The sequence below is a fragment of the Gelidimonas diazotrophica genome (assembly GCF_055694025.1).
In genome coordinates this window covers 128,455-144,757 of sequence record NZ_CM146349.1, presented here as the reverse complement: position 1 = coordinate 144,757, position 16,303 = coordinate 128,455, and the positions used below count along the sequence as shown (strand labels likewise).

The window sequence follows — 16,303 nt, the reverse complement described above, 5'->3', positions numbered from 1 at the left end:
AAGGACCTGCATATTGATGTAGTCTGTAAAAGTTCATTGGGAAGCCGTTGCGCCCTAAAGCCAGGCACCCTAGCTGAGCTTGTGCCGTAGATTGGCTCCCCGCCCTATTCGCCCATTCCGTGGAGTATCGAAGGCTTAGAGCCTGCATCGACAAGGACGGCAATCACTATATTCGTGCCGCTCTGTATATGCCGGCTCTCAGCGCGAAAGCACATGATCCTTACGTCAAAGCGTTCTTCGAGCATCTCCTCTCCATGGGCAAAACCCCCATGCAAGCCGTTTGTGCTGTGATGCGCAAATTACTGCATGCCTTGCACGGGATGATCACCAATAACCAGCCTTTCGACAACACCCGGTTCTATGCAACACCGAGCAAAATTAATCCTGTTTCAAACTAAAAATCACTTGATTTTGAACAGAGTATCTACGGCGCGGCTGTCTCAACGGGGAAAAGACGTGATTGTGAGCAGAATATCTACCATGCGTCGCATATTGCACTACTTTTTGTATAAATTTTATAGTGAGTATATGCAAAAACACGGCTATTTCAGCATATATTCATTGCGGTACATAAAAATACAAAGCGTAGTATAAGATCAAATACCTTTATGGTCGCGCAACTGGCGGCGCAGAACCTTGCCAACGTTGGTTTTCGGTAATTCGCCGATGAACTCAATCTGCTTCGGTCGTTTGTAGCCGGTCAGTTGGTGCGTGCAATACTCTTTCAGCGCCTCGGCGGTCAGCGCCGGATTGCGTTTCACCACGAACAGCTTGACTGCTTCGCCCGAGTGCTGGTCCGGCAAGCCGATGACCGCGCATTCGAGTACGTCCGGGTGCGCGCCGACCACTTCCTCGATCTCGTTCGGATAGACGTTGAAGCCGGACACCAGGATCATGTCTTTCTTGCGGTCGACGATCTTGATGAAGCCGCGCTCGTCCATGATGCCGACGTCGCCGGTCTTGAAGTAACCGTCGGGCGTCATCGCGTCTGCCGTTTCTTGTGGCCGCTGCCAGTAGCCCTGCATTACTTGCGGCCCGCGCAGCGCGATTTCGCCGGGCGCGCCAGCGTCAACGTCGCGGCCGTCGTCGTCCAGCAGGCGCACTTCGACGCTCGGCATCGGCAAGCCGATGGTGCCGCTGTGCTTCTGCAGCGTGGCGGGATTGCAGATTACGGCGGAGGCGGTTTCCGATAGCCCGTAGCCTTCGGCAATCGGGCAGCCGGTGATTTCCAGCCATTTTTGCGCCACCGATGCATGCACCGAAGTGCCGCCGCCGACCGTCATCGACAGTTGCGAAAAATTGAGCTTGGCGAATTCGGCGTTGTTGGCCAGCGCATTGAACAGGGTATTGACCGCCGGGAAAAACTGCAGCGGATATTTCGACAGCGTCTTGACCGTGGCCGCAATGTCGCGTGGATTCGGGATCAAAACCACCAGACCGCCAGTGCGCATGCCGAGCAGGCCGCACGTGACGAAGGCGAACACGTGGTACAGCGGCAACGCGCAAATCAGCGTCAACTGACCGTCGATCGGCTTGCGGTCGAGGCCGGGTTGCATCCAGGCCTGGGTGGACAGCAGATTAGCCAGGATGCAACTGTGCAGCAGCGTCGCACCCTTGGATACGCCGGTGGTGCCGCCGGTGTATTGCAGCACGGCGACGTCGTCGGCCTTGATCTCCGGTCGGTGCAAACGCAGCGTGCGGCCCAGCTTGATCGCGCCGTTGAAGCGCACTGCGCCAGGCAGCGCATAGGCCGGCACCATTTTCTTGCGCTTACGCAGCACATAATTGACGATGCCGCCCTTGATGGCGCCGAGCATGTCGCCCAGGCTTGCCAGCAAGATGTGCTTGATCGACATATGTTGGAGCACTTCCTCTAAAGTGCTGGCAAAGTTCTCCAGAATGATGATTGCCTGCACGTCGGCGTCCCGCAACTGGTGTTCCAGTTCGCGCGGGGTGTACAGCGGATTGACGTTGACCACGATAAAACCGGCGCGCAGGATGGCCGCCACCGCGACCGGATATTGCAGCACGTTGGGCAGCATCACTGCAACCCGATCATTGCGTTGCAGACCGCGCGACTGCAGCCAGGCGCCGAGCGCGGCAGAGAGCGTGTCGATGTCGCCGTAGGTGATCGCCTTGTCCATGCACACGTAAGCCTGGCGCGCCCGGTACAGGCTAAAGCTTTCTTCCAGCAGGGCCACGATGGAACTGTATTTGCTGACGTCGATGGTGGCGGGTACGCCGGCTGGGTAGTACTGCAGCCACGGGCTGTTGTTCATGTAATTCCTTGCGCTAGGTTGAGCTGGTCGATGTTTGGCGGCGGTGCCAGGCTGGCCGGGCGGCTTACACCGGAGTCATCCGGGGAGCTGTCCAGCGCAAGCACTTTGGCATTTTAGCTGGACAAAGGGCGCTGCGGACGCTGCCGGGTAAAATTTTTGACCGGTCGTGCTATTTTTCAGCTCAGTGAAATTTCATGGGCTTGTGTTTTTTGCGGCGTTGTTGTACGGGATTAAAGTTAGGTAGGGCGGAAGGCGCTGCGCTTTTCCGCCCTAAGGCCATACAACGCTATGCATTTATTCTGGCATCATTTGATGCTAGAATTTGTGCATAAACTTACGGAGAGCGATATGCGCACCACACTTGTACTTGATGATGCATTGTTGGAAAAGGCCCAGTCTTTTACCGGCCCAATGGAAAAGACTGCTTTAGTGCGCGAAGCTCTCAAGGCATTAATTCAGCGCGAGAGCGCCAAACGGCTGGCCTTACTGGGAGGCTCGCAACCTTTGCTCGATACCGTCCCACGACGCCAGTCGGAGCCAGCGTGATTCTGGTTGATACGTCGGTCTGGATCGACCACTTGCGGTACGGTGATGCGGGATTAACGGGACTTTTGAACGCGGGCCAGGTGCTGGGTCACCGGTTCGTGACGGGCGAACTGGCATTGGGCAACTTGCAAAATCGCGATATGGTCCTGAGTTCCCTGCAAGACTTGCCACAAGCGGGTGTTGCCACCGATGAGGAAGTTATGCGTTTCATCGCCCAAAATGCACTGTTCGGAATCGGAATTGGCTATATCGACGCTCACTTATTGGCCGCTGTGCGGCTTTCACCCGGCGCGTCGCTATGGACGCGTGATAAGCGTCTGCTTGCGGCAAGTGCCCGGCTTGGTTTGTCCGCAAACCTGACGCATTAACTTGCTAAGGAAAAATTAATGGCCAAGGCCAAGCTCGGTAGGGGCAAGCGTAGCAAGTAGGGCGGAAAAGCGCAGCGCCTTCCGCCGCATGCCTACGCCTATCTTTCGCCGGCAGCCAAGTCAGGCACCTCGCCGGCCCAATTATTCGGATAAATCCCCGCAGTCACTAATCGATGAAATGACGAGTAGGGCCATGCGCTTACCTGCTGCACCAGTCCATGCTTGAACGGATTGATATGCACGTAATCTACATGCGCCGCATAGTCCCGCTCATCGCGAATCGTATGCTCCCAAAATCGTCGTTGCCAAATGCCACGTTCGCCTTTGCGTGCACGTACCGCCGACAAGCGCTCGGTTTTCGGTAGCGACTTCGAAAAGGCAATCTTGATCGCTTTCCAGCGGGCGGAATAGTCGCTGTCACCGGGTGGAAGAGTCCAGATGCAATGGGTATGGTCCGGCAACACTACCCACGCATCGATGTGAAATGGCCGGCGCGCACGCACCTGTCGCACCGCTTCACGAAAGGCGCCGATGTGCTCGACCAGCAAGCCGCTACGCCGTTCGAGCAGATTAACGGTGAAAAAATACGTCCCTCCAGGGACGCGGTTGCGGCGGTAATCTGGCATGGATGAAGTGTGCCTGAAGTTTCATGCGGCGGAAGGCGCTGCGCTTTTCCGCCCTACGGGCCTACAGCCCTGGACGAGCACGAGTTCGCGCGTCCATATCGAATGCCATGTTAGGGCTTTCGTACATTAAGGCCCAACCACAGTATCAAAGCTGAAACAACCCCAAATATCGCTTCAAATGCAACATACCCACCCGGCACACCAAACATAGCAACCAACAATTTGGCGAAACCTGCCCTGAAATATGAGGTCGTTGGCGGTGGTGGAGAAAAATGAATAATGCTCCAGATGGAAAGTAAAAGGCCGAATGCTCCTAGCGTGATAAAAAACCAACCGGTTAAACGCTTTCCCCTGTCCGTCATTCTGACCCTAACGTGATTTAATTTGCATTTTGCAAATGTATCCGCCTAAATTCTTTTGGGCAACCAATTTTCAAACCTTTGGAAACCTTGTGGATTAAAGGCCGTAATCCATACACCGTAGATACTCTGTTCAAAATCAAGTGATTTTTAGTTTGAAACAGGATTAATTTTGCTCGGTGTTGCATAGAACCGGGTGTTGTCGAAAGGCTGGTTATTGGTGATCATCCCGTGCAAGGCATGCAGTAATTTGCGCATCACAGCACAAACGGCTTGCATGGGGGTTTTGCCCATGGAGAGGAGATGCTCGAAGAACGCTTTGACGTAAGGATCATGTGCTTTCGCGCTGAGAGCCGGCATATACAGAGCGGCACGAATATAGTGATTGCCGTCCTTGTCGATGCAGGCTCTAAGCCTTCGATACTCCACGGAATGGGCGAATAGGGCGGGGAGCCAATCTACGGCACAAGCTCAGCTAGGGTGCCTGGCTTTAGGGCGCAACGGCTTCCCCAATGAACTTTTACAGACTACATCAATATGCAGGTCCTTTCTCTTGCTCTTGGTGTCAGGTTCTGGAATGCGGCATAGTGCATTTTGCTGCGGCGCGCCAAAGACATCTGCAGTCGCGCTGCGCGCTCCTTCCGATGTCTTTGGCGCCTATCCAAACAAACACCAAACATCTTATAAATCAGCATACAAGGTGCGAATTTATTCGCACGCTTCCTATTCCATGCGAACCAAGGCGAATAAATTCGCACCTACCAGCACATCACACTACTTCGGCTTAATCGCCCAGATGCTGCCGAGGTTGCGCCAGTAACCGTAGGCGTCCATGCCGAAACCGATGACGAATTTGTTGGGCAGCACCAAACCGACATAATCCGCCGCGACCGGCTTGCTCTTGCCGATATCCTTGTCCGAAAACACCGCCAGCACCACTTCCTTGGCGCCCATGTCCAGCAATCGTTGCTTGACGTGCGCCAGGGTTTCGCCTTCGTCGAGAATGTCGTCCAGCACGATCAAAGTGCGGCCGCGGACATCGGCGCGCGGCTCGACTTTCCATTCGATATGGCCGCCCTGATCCTGATTGCCATAGCGGGTGACGTGGATGTAATCGAATTCGAGCGGGAATTTCAGGCGCGTCAGCAACTGGCCTGCGAATACGACTGCGCCGCCCATCACGCCCAGGACTAGCGGATAGGCTTCGCTATCGGCATGGTCGAAGCGTGCATTGAGGTCGGCGGCGATCCGGTCCACCGCCGCCTGAACTGCGGTTTCATCAAAAATCAGTTCGGCATTGGCGAGAATCTCTCGGGCCTGTTGTGCGTGGGAATGCGGCATACGGTAATCTCGCTGACGGTGAAAATGACGGGAATCGAATTGTGCCACCAAATCCGCAACGGCAACACCGCTTCAATTGCCCATTAGCCGTCAATTAACCGTCAACGTACCGTCAGCTTTGAATCAACTATTCACTCATACTTGCGCGCGTCTTCGATCACGATGCCGTCGTTGGGCAGCGTGCCGAGTGCCACTTGTTGCACTTGGCCGCGCAATTTTGTGACATCGCGGATGGTCTCGACAATGGCTAGCACGGTGGCGTCCGACAGCGTTTCTGCTGCTTCGCAATGCAGCGTCATGATGTCATTGGCCATGACGCCGGAGATCACCAGCCGCGCCTTGGCTATTTCCGGATGGCGGTTGACGATGTGCGCTACTTGCGACGGATGCACGAACATCGCACGCACTTTGGTGGTCTGGTTGGCACGGCCCATCCAGCCTTTGATGCGGATATTGGTGCGACCGCACGGTGAAATACCCGGCAGGATCGCCGACAGATCGCCAGTGCCGAAGCGGATCAGCGGATAATCGGGATTGAACGAAGTGACGACGATTTCGCCGACTTCACCTTCCCGCACCGGATCACCAGTGCCGGGGCGCACGATTTCGAGCAGGATGTCTTCATCGAGCACCATGCCGGGATTGACCCGGCCGTCGGTTTCGGTTTCAAAAGCGATATTGCCGATGTCGGCCGACGCATACAACTGCAGCACGTGCGGCACGCCATGCTCTTGCAGCCATTTACGCAGCGACGGCGGCAGCGCTTCAGCGCCAACCAGCGCGCGCTGCACGCTGCTGATATCGGCCCTCATCTCCATCGCCTTCTCGACGATGATCTTCAGGAAACTCGGGGTGCCGACATAGGCATCGGGCTTGAGCGCAACCATCGCCTGCACCTGCATTTCAGTCTGGCCGCTGCCGGCCGGGATCACTGGGCAACCGAGTTGCGCCGCCGCACTTTCGACCATGAAAGCGGCCGGCGTGAAGTGGTAGGAAAAACAGTTTTGCACTACTTGCCCGGCGCGCATGCCCAGCGCATGCAGCGGCCGCGCAAAGCGCCACCAATCCTGGCCCTGCCCTTCCGGGTCGAAAATCGGCCCCGGCGACATGAACAAATGGCGCATCCGCGCTGGCGCACTGGTGGTCATCGCGCCGAATGGCAACGACTGCTGCTGCAAGTCATGCAGGTCCGATTTGCGCGTCACCGGCAATTGCGCCAGCGCGGTGCGCGAAGTGATGTCGGCGGCCACCGTCTGGCCCAGGATGCGCTGCCAGCCGGGAGCCTGTTGCGCCAGCGCAATCAATGTGGGCAGGCGCAGCATCAGCTCGCATTCGCGGGCGTCAGGCGCACGGGTTTCTAGTGCATCAAGATATTCGGACATGGGGAACCTATTTCAGGGGCGCAAGCGCTGGTGAGCAGAGGTGTAATCGAGTGAGTAGTGCTGGAAAAAGCGTACGGTGCGTCATGCGCACCGTACGACCATCAGGCCAGCCAGCGTTTGCGCCGGCGGTAGAACTTCATGTCGCGGAAACTGGTGCGCCCGGCGCCGGAGATGCCGAGATAAAATTCTTTCACGTCTTCATTGGTGGCCAGATCGCTGGCTTTGCCTTCCATCACGACCCGGCCGTTTTCCAGGATATAGCCGAAGTCGGCGTAGCGCAGCGCCACCATGGTGTTTTGTTCGGCCAGCAGGAAAGACACGTTTTCCTTGCTGTTGAGGTCTTTGACGATTTCGAAGATCTCTTCGACGATCTGCGGCGCCAACCCCATCGACGGCTCGTCGAGCAGGATCATCGACGGTTTGGCCATCATCGCGCGGCCGATCGCGCACATTTGCTGTTCGCCGCCCGAGGTGTAACCGGCCTGCGACTTGCGGCGGGTTTTCAGGCGCGGGAAGTAGTCGTAAATCTTTTCCAGCGCGACTTTCACCTCGGCGTTGCTGATCTCGCGCGTATAAGCGCCGGTCAGCAGATTGTCTTCAATCGACAAATGGGCGAAGCAATGGCGGCCTTCCATGACCTGGATCACGCCGCGCTTGACCAGGCCATTCGGCGTCAGCTGATCGATCCGCTCGCCGCGGTATTCGATGCTGCCCTTGGTGACATCGCCGCGTTCGGCCGCCAGCAGATTCGAAATGGCTTTCAGGGTGGTGCTTTTACCGGCGCCGTTGGCACCCAGCAAGGCCACGATTTTGCCTTCCGGGACCTCCAGCGACACGCCTTTGAGGACCAGAATCACGTGGTTATAAATGACTTCGATATTGTTGATGCTTAGTCCTGCGCTCATGTCGGCTCCGCTTTTTGCTACACGTGTTGCTGTGCTTTTTTGCTGCGCTGGTTAGAAGCAGGGTGCGCATAACGCCCCCTACTTCCTGCACTTATTGGCTCTGAGTGGCTCTGAGCGGCAAGCCGGAACCGGCTCGCCGCGCACGATCCGGATTACTTCATGCAGCCCGGAGTGATGCCTTTTTCTTTTGCATACTTGGCTGCGCTAGCCTTAAACAGCGGATGGATCAGATTCTTGTTGCCTTCGATCCAGTCTGACACCATGACCCATTTGCTGCCATCCCATTGCTGGATCTTGATCTTGCCCGAGCCTTCATGGTTTTGGCAGGAAGTCTTGATTTCAGGCAACAAACCAGTTGCACCGAGCTGCTTCAGACGCGCATTGTTCAAATCGAGGTTTTCCAGCGCCCAGCGCATCTGTTCGCCGGTGATGGTTTTGCCCTTGCCGAATTTCGCCTGCGCGTTGCGGATTGCTTCAACGGTGACAATCGCAATCGATACGCCGCGGTTGTACAGCACCGAGCCGACCTTGTTCTTGTCCTGCATATTGCCCTTGTTGGCGCCATACACGGCCGACTTGATGCCGGCAATCGCTGGCGGCGTGTCGCCGGCAACATTCCAGGTGGCGCTCATGTAACCCTTGGCGGCTTCGCCGGCAGGCACCGTATCCTCTTCCGAGCCTGCCCACCAGGAGCCGATCATCTGGTCACGCGGGTAGCCGACTTTCTGCGCCGCTTTCATTGCGGTCTGGTTCATCACGCCCCAGCCCCAGAAAATCACATAATCCGGTTTTTCCTGGCGAATCCTGAGCCACTGCGCACCCTGCTCATTGCCGGGATGGGCGACCGGAATCTGTATCACCTTGAACTTGCCGAGCGAGGCTTCGGCATCCAGCGCGGCGATAGGCTCCTTGCCGTAGGCCGAGTCGTGATACATGTAGGCGATTTTCTTGCCGGCCAGCGAGCCTTTGTTTTTCGACGCCAGGAACTTGACGATGGCCGATATCTGCATCTGATACGTAGTCACCAGCGGAAACGCCCACGGGAACACCGATCCGTCCACCGCATCGGTACGGCCGTAGCCGGGGAACAGCAGCGGCACTTTGTCCTGGACTGATTTTTCGATCAGCGCATAGGTGATGCCGGTCGCCATCACGTTGAAAACGGTGCCGTGCGCAACCGGGTCCTTGGCCTTCAGGCGCTCGTAGCACTCGACGCCCTTGGCGTTGTTGTACTCGGTCTCGCATTCTTCCCACGCCAGCTTGACGCCATTGATGCCGCCTTCTTTCATGTTGACGTAAGTCATGTAGTCAATCATGCCGCCGTAATAGGCCTGACCGTTGGCGCCGTACGGGCCGACGCGGTAGCTCGGCAGCGCGATGAACTGTTCATTCGCTTGCGCCAGCGCCTGGCCGATTGGCAGCACTAAAGTAGCTACAGCGGCCGCAGCCAGCAGGATTTTTTTAATGGGTTTCATGCGTGTCTCCTTCATATTTATAAGCGGATAAAACGTGGTGCAAGGTACGTGGTGCTGGTAAAAAAGTTGGGATCAATGCGGGAACGGCCATAAACGCAGCTTTTCCTTGGCGATTTGCCACAGGCGCGCCAGGCCGTTTGGCTCGACGATCAGGAAGAAAATGATCAGGCCGCCGAACACCATCATCTGAATATGCGACACGCTGGCATTGGTGAACGGCAGGTGCAGCAGCTCCGCCAGCGGCGGCAGCAGGTTGTCGAGAAAGATCGGCAGCAGCAAAATAAACGCAGCGCCCAGAAACGAGCCGAGAATGCTGCCGACGCCGCCGACGATGATCATGAACAGGATTTTGAATGACAGATCCAGCGAAAAGCCATCCGGCTCGACCGAACCCAGATAACAAAAAGCGTACAGTGCACCCGCCATTCCGCAATAAAACGAACTGACCGCAAACGCCAGCAGCTTGGTGCGCATCAGCGGAATGCCGATCACTTCAGCGGCGACATCCATGTCGCGCACCGCCATCCAGGCGCGCCCGGTGGAAGACCTGACCAGATTTTTGGCCAGCAGCGCCAGTACTGAGACGATTGCCAGCACGAACAAATATTTTTGCATCGGGGTGTCGATCGCATAGCCGAACATTTCCAGCTTTTGCGCATCGATTACGCCGGAGGAACTGTTGTTCGAAAACCAGGAAAATTTGGTCAATACCCAGACCACGAAGAATTGCGCCGCCAGCGTTGCCACCGCCAGATAAAAACCCTTGATGCGTAGTGATGGCAAGCCAAACAGCACGCCCACCGCAGCCGCACACAGCCCTCCCATCACGAACGACAGCAAAATCGGCATGCCTTCGATGCGCAGCTGGAAGTTATAGGCTGCATACGCGCCCACCGCCATGAAAGCAGCCGAGCCGAGCGACAGCTGGCCGCAATAGCCGGTCAGGATATTCAAGCCCAGGGCGGCCAGCGCGAACACCAGGAATGGAATCAGCAAAGCTGAAAACCAGTACTCGCTGGCCACCAGCGGCACTACCAGAAAGGCTACCGCCAGCAACAAGCCGACGCCGATACGGTCTTGGCGAATCGGGAAAATCTGACTATCGGCTACATACGAAGTCTTGAACTGGCCGGTTTCACGGTAAAGCATGGGCTCTTCTCCTTGGCGCGCAAGCCGCGCTTGCAACGCTGTTGTTTCTGTCGTATCAGTTATTAACTGCTTAACTGCTGTTAAGCAGTTCTCAAGCAAAACGAGTCGGAATCTGTAGGTTGGGTTAGCGATAGCGTAACCCGACATTCCCAGCCGCAAATGTCGGGTTACGCGATGAAGCCGCTAACCCAACCTACAAAACTACACCCTATCGATATGTTTTTCGCCAAACAGCCCTTCCGGCCGAAACAGCAGAAAAATCAGTGCAAACACGTACGGGAACCAGCCTTCGATGCCGCCGAAGTTGCCCCCGAACATATCCTGCATCACCGGTGGAATATAGATTTCCGCCAGCTTCTCGGAAGCGCCGATGATCAGGCCGCCGACAATTGCTCCCGGCACCGAAGTAAAGCCGCCCAGGATCAGCACCGGCAAGGCTTTCAACGCAGTCATCGTGAGCGCGAACTGCACCCCGTTGCGCGAGCCCCACAGCAGCCCGGCAACCAGCGCCACAAAGCCCGCCACACCCCAGACGATGGCCCAGATATGCTGCAGCGGAATGCCCAGCGACAGGGCAGCCTGATGGTCGTCCGCCACCGCCCGCAATGCGCGGCCGATTTTGGTTTTCTGAAAAAACAGCGTCAGCACGGTGACCAGCAAGAGCACGGTGCCGGAGGCAAACAGGTCGAATTTGGAAATGATCAAGCCGGTGCTTTCCATGATGGCGTCGATCGGTTCATCGACGATGCCCAGATTGATCGCGCGCACCTCGTTGCCGAACAGTAGCGGGCCCAGCCCTTCGAGGAAGAAAGTCAGGCCGATGGTGGCCATGAACAGTGTGATCGGCGGTTGATTGACCAGCTTGCGCAGCACAAAACGCTCGGTCGCCAAACCCATGACCAACATCACCAAAAAGGAGCCGATGATGGCAATCCATATCGGCAGGCCCATGTCGATCAGGCCAACCACCGCCAGCGCGGCGAAATATACCATTGCGCCCTGGGCAAAATTGAACACGCCGGAAGCCTTATAAATCAGCACAAAGCCCAGCGCGACCAGTGAATACATCAAACCCGAGAGCAGGCCGTTGATGGTGACTTCAAAAAAGAATTGCATCGTTTTATCCTTTTAACGTAAAAGCCGCGTAGCGACTCACTTCGCTCGCCTCTCCCGGCATGGCTTTTCCTGGTGCCCGAATCGCCATGCGATTCGCTTGCGGGAGAGTGCGGTCAGTAACTGGAATCTAATGCGAGGTGCCGAGATAGGCTTTGATCACGTCAGGATTGCTCATGACTTCAGCCGGCGTGCCGTCACCGATTTTCTTGCCGTAATCGAGCACTACCACGCGGTCCGAAATATCCATCACCACCCCCATGTCGTGTTCAATCAGCACGATGGTGGTGCCGAACTGGTCATTCACATCCAGGATAAAACGGCACATGTCCTGTTTTTCTTCCACGTTCATGCCGGCCATCGGCTCGTCCAGCAGCAACATGCTGGGCTCGGCGGCCAGCGCGCGCGCCAGTTCGACCCGTTTTTGCAAGCCGTAGGGCAAGCGTCCGACCGGCGTCTTGCGGATGTGCTGGATTTCCAGGAAGTCGATCACTTCCTCGACCTTTTGACGATGTTCGTTCTCTTCCTTCCGGGCCGGCCCAATCCACAGCGCATTGGCCAGAAAGCCGGAGCGCATTTTGGTATTGCGCCCGGTCATGATGTTGTCCAGCACCGACATGCCCTTGAACAGCGCGATATTCTGGAAAGTACGGGCAATCCCCTGGCTCGCGGCCTTGGTCGGGTCCATCTCGTGGCGTCGCTTGCCGTGAAACACGATGTCGCCCAATTGCGGGTGATACACGCCATTGATCACGTTGAGCATCGAACTCTTGCCGGCGCCGTTGGGGCCGATGATGGCGCGGATTTCGTGCTGTTTGACATCGAAGGAAATATTCGTCAGCGCCTTGACGCCGCCGAACGAGAGTGAAATTCCTTGCAGGTCGAGGATTACTTCACCGATCTTGCGCCGGCTAACCATGTTATTTTCAGTCGTCATAATGCTGGTGTCCCTATCTCTGGCTTACGCGGCTTTATGGAGCGGCGGGAAGGTCTTGACGTCGCGGATTTGCAGATCGGCGCTGACATTGCCCTGCCGGCCGTCTTCGAATTTCACCAGCGTCTCGATGAACTGGCTGGATTTGCCGGCATACAGGGCGTCGATCAACACCGCGTATTTTTCGGCGATGAACTTGCGTCGCACCTTGCGGGTGCGGGTCAGTTCGTCGTCGTCCGGGTCGAGCTCCTTGTGCAGCACCAGAAAACGGTAAATCTGGGTGCCGGACATCATCGCCTCGGTGGCCAGGTCGGCATTCACCTTTTCGATGCACTCGTTGATCAGGTCGTAAGTTTCCTTCTTGCCGGCCAGATCGGCATAACCGGAATAGGCAATGCCGCGCCGTTCCAGCCAGTTGCCGACCGCTGCGATATCGACATTGATAAAGGCGCACACGGTATCGCGCTCGCTGCCGAAGGCAACCGCTTCCTTGATGAAGGGGAAAAATTTAAGTTTGTTTTCGATGTAGTTAGGGGCAAAAATGTCGCCCTTGTGCATCTTGCCAACATCGGCCGCACGGTCGATGATTTTCAGATGGCCGTCGTCGTCGAAAATGCCGGCGTCACCAGTGTGGAAGTAACCTTCCGCATCGATCACCTCGGCGGTGGCGTCCGGGCGTTTGTAATATTCCTTGAGCATCGCGACCGATTTGACCAGCACTTCGCCATTCTCGGACAGCTTGACTTCGACCCCCGGCGCCGGCAGGCCGACGCTGTCGAATTTGATATTGCCGTCCGGCTGCAGGCAGACATAAGCGCAGGTTTCGGTAGCGCCGTACAACTGCTTCAGATTGACCCCGATCGAGCGATAGAAACGGAACAGGTCGGGACCGATGGCTGCGCCGGCGGTGTACGCGACCCGCACCCGGCTGAGTCCCAGCACGTTTTTCAGCGGGCCGTAAATGCACAGATTGCCCAGCGTATATTGCAGCCGATCCAGCATCGAGATCGGCTTGCGATCCAGGATATCGACCCCAACCCGGCGCGCCACTTCCATGAAGTAATGGAACATCCAGCGCTTGATGGCACCGGCGTCTTCCATCCGGATCATCACCGAAGTCAGCATGTTTTCAAACACCCGCGGCGGCGCAAAATAATAGGTCGGGCCGATTTCACGCAAGTCGTTCAAAACGGTTTCGCTCGATTCCGGGCAATTCACGGTGAAACCGACCACCAGCGTTTGCGCATAGGAAAACAGGTTGTCGCCGACCCATGCCATCGGCAGGTAGGACAGGATATCTTCGTTTTCGGTGAGCTTGTCGAACGAGGCGCCGCCAGTCGCCGCAGAGATCAGCGCCGCATGGGTCTGGCAAACGCCTTTTGGCTTGCCGGTAGTGCCGGAGGTGTACAGCATGACGGCAACATCATCGGACTGGCCGGCGTTGACGGTATCCATAAAGAAAGTTGGATGGGCGCGGTCATAGTCACGGCCTAGCTCTTGCAGCTTGCGGTAAGAGATCAGTTCCGATTGCGCGTAATGGCGCATGCCGCGCTCGTCTTCATAAGCGATGTGGGCCACGCCCGGATATTGGGCCTTGAGCTCCATCAGCTTATCGACCTGCTCCTGGTCTTCCACCACCACGAAAGAGATTTCGGCATTGTCCAGTACATACGCCATATCGGCGGCGGGCGCGTCCTGATACAAGGGCACCGCAATCCCGCCCAGGCATTGGGCGGCAATCATTGCCCAGTACAGGCGCGGCCGGTTGTCGCCGACAATCGCCAGGTGCATGCCGCGCTGAAAGCCTTGCGCCGCCAGGCCGCAGGCCAGCGCACGCACTTCTTCATTGACTTGCAGCCAGTTCCAGGTTTGCCAGATGCCCAGATCTTTTTCGCGGTAAGCGGGTTTGCCTGGACGCGTTTGTGCGTGCTGCAGCAATAGCCGGGGAAAAGTAAGTCCCCCCGGACTTTGTTTTGTCTCCATCATCTCCAACCTCTTATATGTATTGCGACTGCCAGTTTCAGACAGTACGCTTACGTCGGTCTTACAGTGTCTGTTACTTCAACGCACCGTGTATTTATGGGATGATAATAGGCTGCAGGATGCAGTGCTGCTGTCATCTCAAGGACAATGTAGCGACAATTTAGCGACTTTCGATATTGCGACGCACCATGACAATTCCCCGTTCGAGCTTATTAGATGCGCTGCGCCAGACTATCTGGGCGCAATGTTTAACCCCGCTGCAGATGCAGCATGTTGAAACCGACATCATCGAGCAACAGGTTCCGGCCGGCGGTTACGTCTGTCACAGAGGCGAAAAAGTCGAAGCCTGGATCGGCGTCATCGATGGCCTGGTCAAAATCAACAACCTGTCTTTGAATGGTAAATCGGTGACTTTTACCGGAGTGCCTACCGGCGGCTGGTTCGGCGAGGGCTCGCTGCTCAAGGATGAACCGCGCAAATATGACGTGATGGCCTTGCGCGACAGCAGGATTGCACGCATGCCCGGCAGCACGTTTCGCTGGCTGCTCGATCACAGTTTGCCGTTTACCCAGTTCCTGCTGATGCAGCTCAACGAGCGACTCGGGCAATTCATCGCCACCGTCGAATACGACCGCTTGCTCGATGTCGACGCGCGCGTGGCGCGCTGTCTGGCTAGCATGTTCAATCCGCACCTGTATCCGGGCAGCGCCAGCCATTTGCAAATTTCGCAGGAAGAAATCGGCTACTTGTCCGGCACCTCCCGCCAGCGCGCCAACCAGGCGCTGCAAGTATTGGAAAAAGCCGGCTTGTTGCGGGTCGATTACGGCGGCATCCTGATCGTCGATGTGAATGGCTTGCGCACCTTTCATGCATCTTAAAAAACAGGGAGTATGGCATTACTTACCATGTTTTCCGCATATATACTATGCGTTATTAAATAATACAGATTATAGTATATGCAAATATCGAAAATCGCTCAGGATCTGAAGCCCAGCTTGAATATCATCGGTTGCGGCCGGGTCGGCCGGGTGCTGGGGCGCTTGTTTACGCAACAAAACGTGTTCCTGCTGCAGGATGTGCTGACCCGTTCGCAGGCCAGCGCCAGCGACGCGGTGGCGTTTATCGGCGTCGGTACTGGCGTCGGCGTCGGCCGGGCTTGCTCCGATATGGCGGCATTGCGAATTGCTGATGTCACGCTGCTGGGCGTGCCGGACGACCAAATCAGCGCGGCTTGCGCGGCGCTGGCGGCAACGGGTTTGCTAAGCAAAAACAGTATCGTGTTTCATTGCAGCGGCGCGCTGTCGTCACAAGCATTGGCGGCCGCAGCCGCTTGCGGTGCGGCGGTGGCAAGCGTGCATCCGGTGCGCAGCTTTGCCGATGCCGAAGCGGTGGCGCAGCAATTTTCCGGCACGTTTTGCGGCGTCGAAGGCGACCCGCGCGCGTTGCAGATACTACAGCCGGCTTTGCTGGCGATTGGCGCGCAGCCGGTGCCGCTCGATGCCAGCGCCAAGACGCTGTATCACGCGGCGTCGGTGTTTGCCTGCAATTATCTGACGACGATTATCGATACTGCGCTGCGGGCTTACATTGCCGCCGGCATCGCGCCCGATCTGGCGCGCCAGATGGCGCAGCCGCTGATTACTGAAACCCTCGCCAACATTTTCAGGCTCGGTCCCGAACAGGCGCTGACGGGACCGATTGCGCGCGGCGATCTGGTCACCGTAGCCAAACAGCAAGCGGCGGTTGCGGCCTGGGATGGCGCGGCTGGAAACTTGTATGGCGCGCTGGCAGATGCCACCCAACGACTGGCGCAACGGCGCAGTCCTTGACTCGCCCGCTTCGC

General features: G+C 56.8%; 16 protein-coding genes. 5 read left to right on the top strand and 11 right to left on the bottom strand.

The window, feature by feature from the left end:
• Nucleotides 1–119 precede the first annotated feature (119 nt).
• Nucleotides 120–398: a hypothetical protein gene (locus KGFNPO_RS00695; protein WP_472632648.1), complete on the top strand. Its 279-nt coding sequence runs from the start codon at nucleotides 120–122 to the stop codon at nucleotides 396–398.
• A 198-nt stretch (nucleotides 399–596) separates the two neighbouring features.
• On the opposite strand, the gene KGFNPO_RS00690 is transcribed toward KGFNPO_RS00695, so the two are convergent.
• A complete protein-coding gene (locus KGFNPO_RS00690) occupies nucleotides 597–2,279 on the bottom strand; it encodes a long-chain-fatty-acid--CoA ligase (RefSeq protein ID WP_472632652.1) in 1,683 nt (560 codons plus the stop codon).
• Between the two features lie 348 nt (nucleotides 2,280–2,627).
• Between KGFNPO_RS00690 and KGFNPO_RS00685 the strand changes: the two genes are divergently transcribed.
• The gene (locus tag KGFNPO_RS00685) at nucleotides 2,628–2,825 is read left to right on the top strand and encodes a type II toxin-antitoxin system VapB family antitoxin (protein WP_472632651.1); all 198 of its coding nucleotides are present in this window, start codon (nucleotides 2,628–2,630) and stop codon (nucleotides 2,823–2,825) included.
• A complete protein-coding gene (locus KGFNPO_RS00680; protein ID WP_472632650.1) occupies nucleotides 2,822–3,193 on the top strand; it encodes a type II toxin-antitoxin system VapC family toxin in 372 nt (123 codons plus the stop codon). Before KGFNPO_RS00685 ends, KGFNPO_RS00680 begins: the two co-directional genes overlap by 4 nt.
• Nucleotides 3,194–3,291: 98 nt before the next feature.
• On the opposite strand, the gene KGFNPO_RS00675 is transcribed toward KGFNPO_RS00680, so the two are convergent.
• The 10 genes from KGFNPO_RS00675 to KGFNPO_RS00630 all read right to left on the bottom strand — a co-directional run bounded on the left by KGFNPO_RS00675 (nucleotide 3,292) and on the right by KGFNPO_RS00630 (nucleotide 14,460).
• The gene (locus KGFNPO_RS00675; RefSeq protein ID WP_472632649.1) at nucleotides 3,292–3,819 is read right to left on the bottom strand and encodes an REP-associated tyrosine transposase; all 528 of its coding nucleotides are present in this window, start codon (nucleotides 3,817–3,819) and stop codon (nucleotides 3,292–3,294) included.
• Between the two features lie 509 nt (nucleotides 3,820–4,328).
• The gene (locus KGFNPO_RS00670) at nucleotides 4,329–4,607 is read right to left on the bottom strand and encodes a hypothetical protein (protein WP_472632648.1); all 279 of its coding nucleotides are present in this window, start codon (nucleotides 4,605–4,607) and stop codon (nucleotides 4,329–4,331) included.
• A gap of 345 nt (nucleotides 4,608–4,952) precedes the next feature.
• Complete coding sequence (locus tag KGFNPO_RS00665; protein WP_472632647.1) at nucleotides 4,953–5,519, bottom strand: hypoxanthine-guanine phosphoribosyltransferase; 567 nt, start codon at nucleotides 5,517–5,519, stop codon at nucleotides 4,953–4,955.
• A 131-nt stretch (nucleotides 5,520–5,650) separates the two neighbouring features.
• A complete protein-coding gene (locus tag KGFNPO_RS00660) occupies nucleotides 5,651–6,901 on the bottom strand; it encodes a phenylacetate--CoA ligase family protein (RefSeq protein ID WP_472632646.1) in 1,251 nt (416 codons plus the stop codon).
• Nucleotides 6,902–7,002: 101 nt separating this feature from the next.
• The gene (locus tag KGFNPO_RS00655) at nucleotides 7,003–7,806 is read right to left on the bottom strand and encodes an ABC transporter ATP-binding protein (RefSeq protein ID WP_472632645.1); all 804 of its coding nucleotides are present in this window, start codon (nucleotides 7,804–7,806) and stop codon (nucleotides 7,003–7,005) included.
• A gap of 152 nt (nucleotides 7,807–7,958) precedes the next feature.
• Nucleotides 7,959–9,281 carry an ABC transporter substrate-binding protein gene (locus KGFNPO_RS00650; protein WP_472632643.1) on the bottom strand — a complete coding sequence of 441 codons (1,323 nt, stop codon included), beginning with the start codon at nucleotides 9,279–9,281 and terminating at the stop codon, nucleotides 7,959–7,961.
• A gap of 72 nt (nucleotides 9,282–9,353) precedes the next feature.
• Nucleotides 9,354–10,430 (bottom strand): branched-chain amino acid ABC transporter permease, encoded by a 1,077-nt coding sequence (locus KGFNPO_RS00645; protein ID WP_472632642.1) that lies wholly within the window; start codon nucleotides 10,428–10,430, stop codon nucleotides 9,354–9,356.
• A gap of 201 nt (nucleotides 10,431–10,631) precedes the next feature.
• The gene (locus tag KGFNPO_RS00640; protein WP_472632641.1) at nucleotides 10,632–11,546 is read right to left on the bottom strand and encodes a branched-chain amino acid ABC transporter permease; all 915 of its coding nucleotides are present in this window, start codon (nucleotides 11,544–11,546) and stop codon (nucleotides 10,632–10,634) included.
• A gap of 127 nt (nucleotides 11,547–11,673) precedes the next feature.
• Nucleotides 11,674–12,480 (bottom strand): ABC transporter ATP-binding protein, encoded by an 807-nt coding sequence (locus KGFNPO_RS00635; protein WP_472632640.1) that lies wholly within the window; start codon nucleotides 12,478–12,480, stop codon nucleotides 11,674–11,676.
• Nucleotides 12,481–12,504: 24 nt separating this feature from the next.
• Nucleotides 12,505–14,460, bottom strand: coding sequence for an AMP-binding protein (locus KGFNPO_RS00630; protein ID WP_472634534.1), 1,956 nt, complete (start codon nucleotides 14,458–14,460; stop codon nucleotides 12,505–12,507).
• A 188-nt stretch (nucleotides 14,461–14,648) separates the two neighbouring features.
• On the opposite strand from KGFNPO_RS00630, the gene KGFNPO_RS00625 reads away from it, so the two are divergent.
• Both KGFNPO_RS00625 and KGFNPO_RS00620 read left to right on the top strand, forming a co-directional pair.
• On the top strand, nucleotides 14,649–15,338 hold the full coding sequence (locus KGFNPO_RS00625) for a Crp/Fnr family transcriptional regulator (RefSeq protein ID WP_472632639.1): 690 nt from the start codon (nucleotides 14,649–14,651) through the stop codon (nucleotides 15,336–15,338).
• 78 nt (nucleotides 15,339–15,416) lie between these two features.
• Entirely contained in the window at nucleotides 15,417–16,289 is an 873-nt protein-coding gene (locus KGFNPO_RS00620) for a Rossmann-like and DUF2520 domain-containing protein (RefSeq protein WP_472632638.1), read from the top strand.
• Nucleotides 16,290–16,303 lie beyond the last annotated feature (14 nt).